Origin of the sequence: Bradyrhizobium sp. SZCCHNR1043, from assembly GCF_032489675.1 — a bacterium.
Taxonomy (GTDB): domain Bacteria; phylum Pseudomonadota; class Alphaproteobacteria; order Rhizobiales; family Xanthobacteraceae; genus Bradyrhizobium.
Window position 1 is genome coordinate 349,112 of sequence record NZ_JAUEYN010000005.1, and the last position, 12,095, is coordinate 361,206.

Sequence of the window (12,095 nt, forward strand, 5' to 3'; positions counted from 1 at the left end):
CGGATCAGCTCTCGGGCCGCCAGCTCGCGGCAGCGAAGTAGGGGACGGGGTCGTGCTGGAGCGCCTGCCGCGAGATGATTCGGCTCGATGGCGACACCGCGAGCTGTTCCCATTCCGCGCGATCGACAAATCGCAGGCTCGCCATCTCCTCGCCGTCGGGCGCAAGCGCGCCGCCTTCGATGACGGCCTCGAACGCGATGACCGTATAGTAGGTCAGATCACCGTTGGGATAGCGGATGAGGAACTCCGGGCCGCCGAACACCCCGAGCAGACGTTTTGGCCGGACCACCAGTCCGGTCTCCTCGAAGCATTCGCGGGTGGCCGCGTCGGCTGGGTGCTCATTCGGATCGATGGCGCCGCCAGGCAACGTCCAGAGGCCCGTCTCCGCGTCGCGTCCGAGTAGAATGCGTCCTTGGTCGTCGAACACGGAGATGGAAACTGCCGTGGTCGCCAACAGATCATGGCCGATCTTGCTGCGGACGGCTCTCAGATGATCGGAAATCGGCATCGCTGGTCGCCACTTGCAAGAGATCCGTCCCGCTTGCCCGACGCCCCATGCGCCGTCAAGGCGGACAGCCACGCCGCCCAGCCAGATGACGGTCAGGAGGCGCGCGTTCGCCGCGAATCGGCGGGTGCCCAGCGTCACAAGAAAGAGGGAATGTGAGGATAAAGAGCCATTCGGCTTGGCCAGAATGGCTCCCCGGGCTGGATTCGAACCAGCGACCATTCGATTAACAGTCGAATGCTCTACCGCTGAGCTACCGAGGAACAGGCGAAACAATGTTCGCGAATGCGGCTGCGTATAACAAAGCCGTTTCGCCTTGCATAGAACGAAATCGCATCTTTGCGACGATTGCGGGTTCAGGAATAAAATACCGAAATTTCAGATGGTTAGATTCATTTTGAACGCTTGCTGGGCAGCGGTCGCCCACAGTTCGATGACAGGAAATTCACTTGGAGGGGAGCAAACCGGCCCCGATAGTTTGCTGGAACCGGCCAGTGCCCGCGCTCATGGAGTGTCGCAGATGCCAAACACCGTGATCCAATTCGCCGAAGCCGCCTCCGCGCCCTCCTTGATTCCCGACCAGGTCGAGCGTCTCAGCGACGACGAATGCCTCACGCGGCTGGCCGACATGGTGACGCGCGGTGATTCCGAACACATTGACGAGATCGTGCAGTTGCTCGGACGACTCGCCGTGGTGATCGAGTAGCTGGCGACCGCCCTCGCAGACGCGGCTTCCCAGCGGATCCGTTCAAACCCGCATGTTGCCTTTTCGGGGACCTTGTACCAAAAGATTGCGCAGATCGTCCGCGGTCCATCCACTTTGCTTGCAGGTCTGCTCATGTCTTCATTCGCGACGGCGCGCCAGAAAATGGTCGATGGTCAGGTTCGGACCAGCGACGTCACCGATCACCGCGTGCTGGATGCGTTGTTGACCGTGCCGCGGGAAGCCTACGTTCCCGCAGATCGGCAGGCGCTGGCCTATCTCGACTTGGATCTCGACGTCTCCGAATCCGCTTCTGCCAAGCGGTATCTGATCAAGCCGATGCTGACCGGAAAGCTGCTGCAGGCTGCCGAGATCAAGCCAACCGACAACGTGCTGGTGGTTGGATGTGCGACGGGCTATCTCGCCGCGCTGACCGCCCGACTCGCGGGCAGCGTGACGGCGACCGAGGTCGATTCTGCGGTCGAAGGGCGCGCCAAGCAGCTGCTTGCCGCCGTCCATGGCTGCCCGGTCACGATTCGGGTCGCGCCGGCCGCGCAGGGTGATCCGGCGGACGGCCGCTTCGACGTGATTCTCCTCAATGGGGCCACCGAGGTCCCTGTCGACGGTCTTTGCCGTCAATTGAAGGAGGGCGGCCGCCTTGTCGGTGTCTTCGCCACCGTACGTCCCGCCCGCGCCATGATCTTTACGCGATCGCATGGTGATATCGGCAGCAGGGTCCTGTTCGATGCCGCGGCACCGGTCATTCCCGGTCTCGAACAGCTCCCGGAATTCGTGTTTTAAATCGCCCAACGAAGTTCTTCGCGGCTTCTCTGAACTGGCGGGCCATCCCGTGGCGAGCAGGGTTTGCTGCGTCGTTTTCGCGCCCTCTAGCGGGCGAAATTCTGTTTTAAATCAGAAGTGTGGCCCGGATGCTGCACGTTGACAGTTTTCGGCACAGGTTCCAGGCTTGGGTAGTTCCGTTGCGCATGCATGGGGAATAAGGTGCGAGGTGCGCGGGAGTCTCTTCAACAGGTTACGGCCCGGCTCTGGCGTTCGAGCCGGTAACAAATGAATGGAACAGGGATGTTTGGGGTGAAGCTCGTCACTGCAGCGGCGGCTGCGGTCCTCGTGATGGCTTGTGCGGGCCCGACGCCTGCGCTGGCCGACACGATCGAGGCTGCGCTGGTGCGCGCCTATCAGAACAACCCGCAACTGAACGCGTCGCGGGCTCAGGCTCGTGCGGTCGACGAAGGCGTTCCGCAGGCACTCTCGGGGTATCGGCCGAAGGTCAGTCTGAATGCGACGGCGGGCATTCAGTATACGGATTTGCAAGCGGCACCCGCGACGCCGGCCGCGCACGGCGTGCAGAGGCCGCGAAGCGTCGGCCTGACGGTCAACCAAACTCTCTACAACGGTCAGCAGACGGCAAACGGCGTGCGCAAGGCCGAGGCGAACGTCTCGGCGCAACGCGAGGCTCTCCGCATTCTTGAGCAGCAGGTGCTGCTAGCGGCGGCCACGATCTATATGGACTATCTGCGCGATGCGGCGATCGTCGAGGTCCAGCGCAGCAACACGCGGGTGCTGGAGCAGACGCTCAAGCAGACTCGCGATCGGTTCAACGTCGGCGAGGTCACCCGCACCGACGTCGCACAATCCGAGGCTCAGCTCGCCGCCGGCCGCACGCAGCAGCTCACAGCAGAGGCCCAACTAACGGCGACCCGCTCGAACTTCCGCCGAATCATCGGCAACGATCCCCAGAACTTGGCGCCGGGCTCTCCTGTCGACCGTTACTTGCCGCCGACCCTCCAGCAGTCGGTCGAAACGGCCCTGACGGAAAACCCGAGCGTGACCTCGGCGATGTACGGCATCGACGTCCAGTATCTTGACACGAAGATCAAGGAAGGTGCGCTGCTGCCGACCGTAAACGTCCAGGCTCAGGCTCAGCAGGGCTATGAGTCGAGCCTGCAATCCTATCGTGGGTTCAGCGCGTCGGCTGTCGCCTCGCTGAACGTCCCAATCTACAACGGAGGGGCGGAATATTCGCTGATTCGTCAGTCCAAGGAGTCGCTGGCGCAGCAGCGTCTGGTCCTGGAGCAGACCCGCGATCAGGCTCGCTCCGACGTGGTATCTGCCTGGGGCAAGCTGCTCGCGGGCAAGGCACAGGTGCAGTCGGCACAGGCCCAGGTCTCAGCCTCCGAGATCGCCCTCAATGGTGTCCGCGAAGAGGCCAAGGCCGGGCAGCGCACCACCCTCGACGTGCTCAACGCTCAGCAGGCGCTGGTCAACGCGCGGAATTCGCTGGTGAACGCCCAGCATGACCGCGTGGTGGCATCCTATACGGTGCTTCAGACCGTGGGGCGGCTGTCACCGCAGGTGCTGAACCTGCCGACCACCACCTACGATCCCAGCGTGCACTACCAGCAGGTCCGGGATAACTGGGCGGGTGTACGGACGCCGGATGGTCATTAGTACATTCTTAATATCGACCCTGATCCCTCGGTCCTTGGCCGGGGGATTTTTTTGTGGCACATGCTGTGGTTGTGACGAATGGGCGACGCTTGACAGGCGACCTCCGTGCTCCACCGGGTTCGCGGCCGGCGTTGCTTGCATTCATTTGTTGCCATGACATAGCCTCAAAATGGCCGCCGAACGATTCGGACTGCGTCGGAAGTTCTTCCAAGAATAGACTCCGACATGGGCAGTATCGTTCTGTTGTTTTGCATCGATCAGGCCTTGTCCGGAGACAAGTTGGCATGTCCGTTGAGAAGTCCAAGCCACTTGGGGCCGGCGCCCGGGACTTTTGCGCTGAGCCGGTTCGTACGGCAGCGTTGCTGATTTGGAGTCGGAAATGACGCAGCCTGCGAAGGTCCAAGAACCCTCCATGGAGGAGATTCTGGCGTCGATCCGGCGTATCATTGCCGACGACGAGGGTAAGCCGCCGGCGGCAGACAAGGCCGCCGCGCCGGAGCCGGTCAAGGCCGAGAAGCCGGCGGCCCCGGCAGCGAAGTCGGCGATGAACGACATCCCACCTTCGAAGATCGCCGCTGCGGCTCCCGCCAAGCCCGCACCTCCACCTCCCGCACCGCCGCCAGCGCCTGCGGCCGCCGCGAACAACAACCAGGACGACATTGACGCATTGCTGGCGGGTTTGGATGAAACGACTCCAGTCGCAGAGGTTCGGCCGGTAGCACCCGAGCCCGATCCCGAACCTGAAGTACTCGAGTTGACGGACGACATGGCAGTGGCCCCACCGACTCCCGCTCCAGCGCCAGCCCCCGCCGCGGCATCCTTCCGAAAGGTGGATCCGCGGGACGATATCGAGTTCATCGAGGCCGGGCGGCTCAATCAGAAGGCTGCCAGCTTCGAGTCCCCGTTCGAGCAAGTCACGCCGAAGCAGCCGATCCTGGCCCCATCGACGGTGAACGCCGTCGAATCGGCGTTCAACGCGCTGGCCAATACGGTGCTGAGCAACAACGCCCGGACGCTTGAGGACCTCGTCAAGGAGATGCTGCGTCCGATGCTGAAATCGTGGCTGGATGACAATCTTCCGGCCCTGGTCGAGCGCATCGTCAAGGCGGAGATCGAGCGCGTCTCGCGCGGCCGCTGACGCCAAGACGGCACGATCTCCCGTTCCGTTCTGGAGTGAGCCGCGGCGGGCGGTAGACGCTATCCGTCAATGTTCGCCGCTGCTGTTGACTTGGCGCGCCGCGGCGGCTTTCTAGCCCTGTCAAGCTGATCCCTGCCGGACGGATCGAGAGGGCTCTTCCGGGAGCGCGGTCCGCGGTCGGGCATCAGTCCGAAAACAGCCCAAGCACCAACAGCTTGCGCGAGCTTTTTCAGGTCGTGTCACAAAAGGCCCGGACGAGTTCCGCGACATCCCGAATTGGACAGCCGGCCCCGCGCCGCTGGAAATGCCATGATCGATAAGAATTATCAGCCCACCGATCTCGAAGGTCGCATGTCCCTGGTCTGGGAGGATGCCCGCGCGTTCTCCGCCGGTCGCCCCGATCGGCGCAATGCGGATCCCTTCACCATCGTGATCCCGCCGCCGAACGTGACCGGCTCGCTGCACATGGGGCACGCGCTCAACAACACGCTGCAGGACATCCTGTGCCGTTTCGAGCGCATGCGCGGCCGCGACGTGCTGTGGCAGCCGGGCACCGACCATGCGGGCATCGCGACCCAGATGGTGGTCGAGCGTCAGCTGATGGAGCGCCAGCAGCCCGGCCGCCGCGAGATGGGCCGCGAGAAGTTTCTCGCGCGCGTCTGGCAGTGGAAGGACGAGAGCGGCGGCACCATCATCAACCAGCTCAAGCGCCTCGGCGCCTCCTGCGACTGGGGCCGCGAGCGCTTCACCATGGACGAGGGCCTGTCCAAGGCCGTCGTGAAGGTGTTCGTCGAGCTGCACCGCGCCGGCCTGATCTACAAGGACAAACGGCTGGTCAACTGGGACCCGAAGCTCCTGACCGCGATCTCCGACCTCGAGGTGCAGCAGATCGAGGTCAAGGGCAATCTCTGGTACCTGCGCTATCCGATCGAGGGCACGACGTTCAGCCCCGAGGATCCCACGAGCTTCATCGTGGTCGCCACCACGCGTCCCGAGACCATGCTCGGCGACAGCGCGGTCGCGGTGCATCCGGACGACGAACGCTATCAGCATCTCGTCGGCAAGCGCGTGATCCTGCCGCTGGTCGGTCGTGAGATCCCGATCGTCGCCGATACCTATTCCGATCCTGAGAAGGGCACCGGCGCAGTCAAGATCACGCCGGCGCACGACTTCAACGATTTCGAGGTCGGCCGCCGCCACGGCCTGCCGCAGATCAGCATTCTCGATCGCGAAGGCTGCATCGCGCTGGTCGACAACGAGGACTATCTGCGCGGCCTGCCCGAGGGCTCCGAGGAGTTTGCCAGGGAGTTCCACGGCATCGAGCGCTTTGCTGCGCGCAAGAAGATCCTGGAGCGGCTGGAATCCTTCGGCTTCCTCGAGCGCGTCGAGCCGAACACGCACATGGTGCCGCATGGCGACCGCTCCGGTGTCGTCATCGAGCCGTACCTCACGGACCAGTGGTACGTCGACGCCAAGACCCTGGCGCAGCCGGCGATCGCAGCCGTCAGGTCGGGCGCGACGACGTTCGTGCCGCGCAACTGGGAGAAGACCTATTTCGACTGGATGGAGAACATCCAGCCCTGGTGCATTTCGCGCCAGCTGTGGTGGGGCCACCAGATCCCGGCCTGGTACGGGCCCGACGGCAAGGTGTTCGTCGCCGAGACCGAGGAAGAGGCGGTGTCCAACGCACTCGGCTACTACGTCGAGCAGGAGGTCATCACGGCCGAGCAGGGGCGGGAGATGGCGCTCGACCGCAACAAGCGCGACGGCTTCATCACACGTGACGAGGACGTGCTCGACACCTGGTTCTCCTCGGCGCTGTGGCCGTTCTCGACGCTCGGCTGGCCCGACGCCACGCCGGAGGTGAAGCGCTACTACCCGACCAACGTGCTGGTCACCGGCTTCGACATCATCTTCTTCTGGGTCGCCCGCATGATGATGATGGGCATCCACTTCATGAAGGAGGTGCCGTTCTCGACCGTCTACATCCATGCGCTCGTCCGCGACGAGAAGGGCGCCAAGATGTCGAAGTCGAAAGGCAACGTCATCGATCCGCTCGCGCTGATCGACGAGCACGGCGCCGATGCGCTGCGCTTCACGCTGGCCGCGATGGCGGCGCAGGGCCGCGACATCAAGCTGTCGACCCAGCGCGTCGACGGCTACCGCAAGTTCGCCAACAAGCTCTGGAACGCGAGCCGCTTCGCCGAGATGAACGGCTGCACCGTGCCGGACGGCTTCGATCCGGCCGCTGCGAAGGAGACGCTGAACCGCTGGATCGCCCACGAGGCCGCCGCCGCGACGCGCGAGGTCACCGAGGCGCTGGAGGCGTATCGCTTCAACGACGCGGCCAATGCGATCTACCGCTTCGTCTGGGATGTCTATTGCGACTGGTATGTCGAGCTCTCCAAGCCGACGTTGCTCGGCGAGGACGGCCCGGCCAAAGCCGAGACCCGTGCCATGGTCGCCTGGGCGCGCGACGAGATCCTCAAGCTCCTGCATCCCTTCATGCCCTTCATCACCGAGGCGCTGTGGGAGTCGACCGCCAAGCGCGACAGTCTGCTGACCCTGTCGCCCTGGCCGCACCGCACCGACAGGCCGACGGTCGCCGAGATCGCCGCGCTGTCGGCCGCCAGCTTCGGCGATCCCCTGGTGCCGCCGCTGCTGGTCTCGTTCGACGCCGCCAGCTTCAAGGACGAGGCGGCCGAGGCCGAGATCGGCTGGGTGGTCGATCTCGTCACGTCCATCCGCTCGGTCCGCGCCGAGATGAACATCCCGCCGGCGACTCTGATGCCGCTCGCGCTCGTCGCTGCCTCCGCCGAGACGAGGGAGCGCGCGCCGCGATGGAGCGAGGTCATCAAGCGCCTTGCGCGTCTCTCCGACATCTCCTTCGCCGATACGGCGCCCGAAGGCTCCGCCCAGCTCGTCGTGCGCGGCGAGGTCGCCGCGCTGCCGCTCAAGGGCGTCGTCGATCTCGCCGCCGAGCGCACCCGCCTGGGCAAGGAGATCGCCAAGGCCGAGGCCGACATCGAGCGCGTCGACAAGAAGCTCGGCAACGAGAAGTTCGTCGCTAACGCGCCCGAGGAACTCGTCGAGGAGGAGAAGGAGAAGCGCGAGGCGGCACTGGCCCGCAAGGCCAAGCTTCAAGACGCGTTGTCGCGGCTTCAGGGCGCGTGACGTCGTCCTCTCTCCCTCGTCATTCCGGGGCGATGCGAAGCATCGAACCCGGAATCTCGAGATTCCGGGTCTGGTCCCTTGGGCCATCCCGGAATGACTGCCATGGGCTTAGCGCGCGAACGGCTTGCTCAAAAACCGCGAGCCCTTCAGTCCGAACCGCCAGGGCAGCTCGACGGCCTTGGTGATGCCGATGCGCACGCCGGTGACGACGTCGACATCACCCGCTCGTGCGAACAGCTCGATCGGTAGAGCATCCAGCGCCAGGCCATTATGGGCGATCGTGATCCCCATCGCCTCGGTCAGCTTGCCCGGCCCCGAGCACAGTGTCCTGACATCCTCCAGCCCGCGCCGCTGCCGCATCTCGTCGATCCCGAACGTCGGCTCGATCGCCCGGATCAGGACCGCGCTCGCCGAGCCCTCCATCTCGCAGACGAAATTCATGCACCAGTGAATGCCGTAGGAGCGGTAGACATAGGCGAAACCGGGCGGGCCGAACATCACCTGGTTGCGCGGCGTCGGGCCCCGGAACGAATGCGCCGCCGGGTCGGTGTGATGATAGGCCTCGACCTCGACGATGGTTCCGCCGACGCCGTCGACCAGAAAGGTCGCCCCGATCAGCTCCGGCGCCACCGCGAGCACCTCGCGGGCGAAGAACGCCCGCGTCAGCCGTTTGGCCGCGCCATGCCGCCGGGGCCGTGAAACCCCGGGGGCTTTTGCCGGTTTTTGCGCCATTCTTGAGGAAATCCGCCGTGATGAGCGCTGTTCCGCGCTGCCCATATCTGCCATGCCCTGGTATCGTCGGCCAGCCGGTTGCGGCGCGCCGCGGCACGGAATAGCTAGGGCGCAACAGAGGTTTGTGCGAATCCCATGGTCACCATCGTCGACACGCTCTCGAACACGCCGCTGCGCCCGCGCCACCCCGAAAAAGCGAACCGGCCGGACTCGATCTCGCCGGCCAAGCCTGCCTGGATCCGCGTTAAGGCGCCGACCACCCGCGGCTATGCCGACACCCGCAACATCGTGCGCGAGAACGGCCTCGTCACCGTCTGCGAGGAGGCCGGCTGCCCGAACATCGGCGAGTGCTGGGACAAGAAGCACGCCACCTTCATGATCATGGGCGACACCTGCACGCGGGCCTGCGCCTTCTGCAACGTCAAGACCGGTCTGCCTCAGGCGCTCGACGCCGGCGAGCCCGAGCATGTGGCGGAGGCGACCTTCAAGCTCGGCCTGGCCCACGTCGTCGTCACCTCGGTCGACCGCGACGATCTCGCCGACGGCGGAGCCGGCCATATCGCCGCGACCATCCGTGCCATCCGCGCGAAATGTCCGACCACCACGATCGAGGTGCTGACGCCCGACTTCCTGCGCAAGGACGGCGCGCTTGAGCAGGTCGTCGCCGCCAAGCCCGACGTCTTCAACCACAATCTCGAGACCGTGCCGTCGCGCTACCTCTCGGTCCGTCCCGGCGCGCGCTACTTTCACTCGATCCGGCTGCTGCAGCGGGTCAAGGAGATCGATCCGACCATCTTCACCAAGTCCGGCATCATGGTCGGCCTGGGCGAGGAGCGCCACGAGGTGCTGCAGGTGATGGACGACCTGCGCTCGGCGGAGGTCGATTTCCTCACCATCGGCCAGTATCTGCAGCCGACCAGGAAGCACCACGCCGTGATGCGCTTCGTCACGCCGGAGGAATTCTCCGGCTACGAGACCGTCGCCTACACCAAGGGCTTCTTGATGGTGTCGGCGAGCCCGCTCACGCGCTCCTCGCACCATGCCGGCGAGGACTTCGCCAAGCTGAAGGCCGCGCGCGCCGCTATCGCGCGCTGATCGAGACCAGATGCCGAGATTCTCTAACAAGCGCCGCGTCGCGCATACGGCTGACCAGATGTTCGACCTCGTCGCCGATGTCGAGCGCTATCCCGAATTCGTGCCGCTGTGCGAGAAGCTGGTGGTGCGCCAGCGCAGCCAGAAGCCCGATGGCACCGAGGTCGTCGTCGCCGACATGACGGTGTCGTTCAAGCTGGTGAAGGAGACCTTCACCAGCCGCGTCACGCTCGACCGCGCCGGGCGCAAGATCCTGGTCGAATATGTCAGCGGGCCGTTCTCCAGCCTGGAGAACCGCTGGAGCTTTGAGCCGCGCGAGCAGGGCGCCTGCGAGGTGACGTTCTTCATCGCCTACGAGTTCAAGAGCCGCATGCTGGCGATGCTGATGGGCTCGATGTTCGACACCATCTTCGCGCGCATGTCGGCGGCGTTCGAGAAGCGCGCGGATGCGATCTACGGCCGCAAGCCGGCGGTGTCGTCGACGTAAGTCCTTGCCAATCCCTGCCGATGGTAGACCACGGCCGGCGCCCCAACCTCAGCTGTCATCCCCGCGAACCATAGCCGCCGCGGAGTATGGGTCCCGGGTCGGCGCCTCCGCGACGCTGCGCGCCGCTCTGGCTTGCCCGGGACGACAGCGAAGGGTGAGGACGCTCCTCGTCATCTCACCCCGCGCGTTCCGAGTGCGAAGCCCGAGCGCTTTCCTTCCTATCCACGTCTTCAAACAGCTGCTCCGCGACATCGTCGCGGAGTCGTTCTGATCGCGGACACGTCGCGCCGGCGATCGAAACTACGCCGCCTGCACGGCGCTCAAAAAGTCCTTCACCTTGCCGCGCAGCTCGTCCGCGTGCTTGGCGAGCTGGCCGGCCGCGCCCAGCATCTGCCGCGCGGCGCCGCCGGCTGATTCCACCGTCTGGCTGACCGAGCCGATGTTGGTGGCGACCTCGCGGGTGCCGCTGGCGGCCTGGCTGACCGAGCGGGCGATCTCCTGCGTCGCGTGGCCCTGCTGGTCGACCGCGGTCGCAATGGTCTTGGCGATCTCGCTGATCTGGCCGATGGTGCCGCCGATGCCCTGGATCGCGGCCACCGTGTCGCTGGTGGCGCGCTGCATCGCGCTGATGTGCGCGCTGATCTCGTCGGTCGCCTTGGCGGTCTGGCTCGACAGGCTCTTCACCTCCGAGGCCACGACGGCGAAGCCGCGGCCGGCATCGCCGGCGCGCGCCGCCTCGATGGTCGCGTTCAGCGCCAGCAGGTTGGTCTGGCTCGCGATCGCGTTGATCATGTCGGTGACCGCGCCGATCTTGGCGGCCGCGTCCGCGAGGCTGTTGACGAGATCGTTGGTGCGCGAGGACGCCTCGACCGCCTCGGCTGCGATGGTCGAGGAGGTCGCGACCTGGCGGTTGATCTCGCTGACCGAGGTCGAGAGCTCCTCGGTGGCGCCGGCCACCGACTGCACGTTGGAGGAGGCGGAGTTGGACGCCGACGCGACCAGCGCCACGCGTTGCGCGGCCTGATCCGCGGTCGTCGTCAGCGAGGCCGCCGTGGTCTCGACCTCGCGCGAGGCGCCGGAGATCGCATTGGCGATGGCGCCGACGCTGGTCTCGAAATCCTTGGCGAACCGGTCGAGCGCGCGCTTCTTCTCCTCGCGTGCGGCGACGAGGTCGGAAAGATCGCGGCGGAAGCTCATGACGTAGGTCTGGCCCTCGACCTGGGTCGGCACCAGCGTGATCTGGACCAGCGCCGGGCTGCCGTCGGCGCGCTTGGTGGTCCACTCGAACGTCGCGTGGCCCTCGCGCCTGGCCTTGGCATCCATCTCCTTCACCACGTCGGCGGAGCGCTTGCCACTGGGCTGAAACTCCGGCGCCATGGTCGCCGGCGAGCGCGACAGCAGATCCTGCTTGCTGCGGAAGCCGCCGAAGCGAACCGCGGTCTCGTTGCAGGCGATGATCTTGCCGTCGGACATCACCAGGATGGCGTCGCGATGGCGTTCGAACAGCTCCGTCATCAAGAGATTATGCGTACGATCAGCCGACTTGCCGGAGAAGAAAGCCATGGGGTCCCGAATCCACTGTCAGAGAAGAACGCACGAGACGTAGCAGGACAAAATTAACCAAAACCTTTAGGCCGTGGAGGGGCGAGCGATAATCGTCGGCGATCGCGGTCCGGACGGTGAGGGACGGCATCCAGCGGGCACGCAGCCGCATCCTCCGCGGCGCAATCACGCCCGGGCTGTGCATCTCGATCGACCCTCTGAAATCACGAGGGCGCAGGGAATGCCGGGTGCT

General features: G+C 65.2%; 10 protein-coding genes and 1 tRNA gene. 7 read left to right on the top strand and 4 right to left on the bottom strand.

Annotated features, from left to right (window positions below; genetic code table 11):
• Window positions 1–4 precede the first annotated feature (4 nt).
• Together QX039_RS11290 and QX039_RS11295 are read right to left on the bottom strand one after the other, a co-directional pair.
• Window positions 5–727 (bottom strand): NUDIX domain-containing protein, encoded by a 723-nt coding sequence (locus QX039_RS11290; RefSeq protein WP_315738032.1) that lies wholly within the window; start codon window positions 725–727, stop codon window positions 5–7.
• Window positions 694–768, bottom strand: a tRNA-Asn gene (locus QX039_RS11295). Before QX039_RS11295 ends, QX039_RS11290 begins: the two co-directional genes overlap by 34 nt.
• A 257-nt stretch (window positions 769–1,025) precedes the next feature.
• Here QX039_RS11295 and QX039_RS11300 point away from each other — a divergent pair.
• The 5 genes from QX039_RS11300 to QX039_RS11320 all read left to right on the top strand — a co-directional run bounded on the left by QX039_RS11300 (window position 1,026) and on the right by QX039_RS11320 (window position 7,989).
• Window positions 1,026–1,211: a hypothetical protein gene (locus QX039_RS11300; protein WP_315738031.1), complete on the top strand. Its 186-nt coding sequence runs from the start codon at window positions 1,026–1,028 to the stop codon at window positions 1,209–1,211.
• 132 nt (window positions 1,212–1,343) lie between these two features.
• The gene (locus tag QX039_RS11305) at window positions 1,344–2,009 is read left to right on the top strand and encodes a protein-L-isoaspartate O-methyltransferase (RefSeq protein ID WP_315770760.1); all 666 of its coding nucleotides are present in this window, start codon (window positions 1,344–1,346) and stop codon (window positions 2,007–2,009) included.
• Between the two features lie 282 nt (window positions 2,010–2,291).
• Complete coding sequence (locus tag QX039_RS11310; RefSeq protein WP_315738029.1) at window positions 2,292–3,677, top strand: TolC family outer membrane protein; 1,386 nt, start codon at window positions 2,292–2,294, stop codon at window positions 3,675–3,677.
• A 379-nt stretch (window positions 3,678–4,056) separates the two neighbouring features.
• Window positions 4,057–4,815, top strand: coding sequence for a DUF2497 domain-containing protein (locus tag QX039_RS11315; RefSeq protein ID WP_315738028.1), 759 nt, complete (start codon window positions 4,057–4,059; stop codon window positions 4,813–4,815).
• Window positions 4,816–5,124: 309 nt separating this feature from the next.
• Window positions 5,125–7,989, top strand: a complete 2,865-nt coding sequence (locus QX039_RS11320) for a valine--tRNA ligase (protein WP_315770758.1) — start codon at window positions 5,125–5,127, stop codon at window positions 7,987–7,989.
• A 108-nt stretch (window positions 7,990–8,097) separates the two neighbouring features.
• Here QX039_RS11320 and QX039_RS11325 read toward each other — a convergent pair whose 3' ends face one another.
• Window positions 8,098–8,721, bottom strand: coding sequence for a DNA-3-methyladenine glycosylase (locus QX039_RS11325; protein WP_315770756.1), 624 nt, complete (start codon window positions 8,719–8,721; stop codon window positions 8,098–8,100).
• Window positions 8,722–8,856: 135 nt separating this feature from the next.
• Here QX039_RS11325 and lipA point away from each other — a divergent pair, with 135 nt between their 5' ends.
• A complete protein-coding gene (gene lipA, locus QX039_RS11330; RefSeq protein WP_315770755.1) occupies window positions 8,857–9,816 on the top strand; it encodes a lipoyl synthase in 960 nt (319 codons plus the stop codon).
• Between the two features lie 10 nt (window positions 9,817–9,826).
• Complete coding sequence (locus tag QX039_RS11335) at window positions 9,827–10,300, top strand: type II toxin-antitoxin system RatA family toxin (protein WP_315770753.1); 474 nt, start codon at window positions 9,827–9,829, stop codon at window positions 10,298–10,300.
• Between the two features lie 300 nt (window positions 10,301–10,600).
• Here QX039_RS11335 and QX039_RS11340 read toward each other — a convergent pair whose 3' ends face one another.
• The gene (locus QX039_RS11340) at window positions 10,601–11,863 is read right to left on the bottom strand and encodes a methyl-accepting chemotaxis protein (RefSeq protein ID WP_315770750.1); all 1,263 of its coding nucleotides are present in this window, start codon (window positions 11,861–11,863) and stop codon (window positions 10,601–10,603) included.
• Between the last annotated feature and the right edge of the window lie 232 nt (window positions 11,864–12,095).

Coding starts and splice junctions, on each gene's coding strand:
- QX039_RS11325 (WP_315770756.1), bottom strand. CDS start 8,721: ATGGCGCAAAAACCGGCAAAAGCCCCCGGGGTTTCACGGCCCCGGCGG.
- QX039_RS11340 (WP_315770750.1), bottom strand. CDS start 11,863: ATGGCTTTCTTCTCCGGCAAGTCGGCTGATCGTACGCATAATCTCTTG.
- QX039_RS11335 (WP_315770753.1), top strand. CDS start 9,827: ATGCCGAGATTCTCTAACAAGCGCCGCGTCGCGCATACGGCTGACCAG.
- lipA (WP_315770755.1), top strand. CDS start 8,857: ATGGTCACCATCGTCGACACGCTCTCGAACACGCCGCTGCGCCCGCGC.
- QX039_RS11300 (WP_315738031.1), top strand. CDS start 1,026: ATGCCAAACACCGTGATCCAATTCGCCGAAGCCGCCTCCGCGCCCTCC.
- QX039_RS11290 (WP_315738032.1), bottom strand. CDS start 727: ATGGTCGCTGGTTCGAATCCAGCCCGGGGAGCCATTCTGGCCAAGCCG.
- QX039_RS11315 (WP_315738028.1), top strand. CDS start 4,057: ATGACGCAGCCTGCGAAGGTCCAAGAACCCTCCATGGAGGAGATTCTG.
- QX039_RS11310 (WP_315738029.1), top strand. CDS start 2,292: ATGTTTGGGGTGAAGCTCGTCACTGCAGCGGCGGCTGCGGTCCTCGTG.
- QX039_RS11305 (WP_315770760.1), top strand. CDS start 1,344: ATGTCTTCATTCGCGACGGCGCGCCAGAAAATGGTCGATGGTCAGGTT.
- QX039_RS11320 (WP_315770758.1), top strand. CDS start 5,125: ATGATCGATAAGAATTATCAGCCCACCGATCTCGAAGGTCGCATGTCC.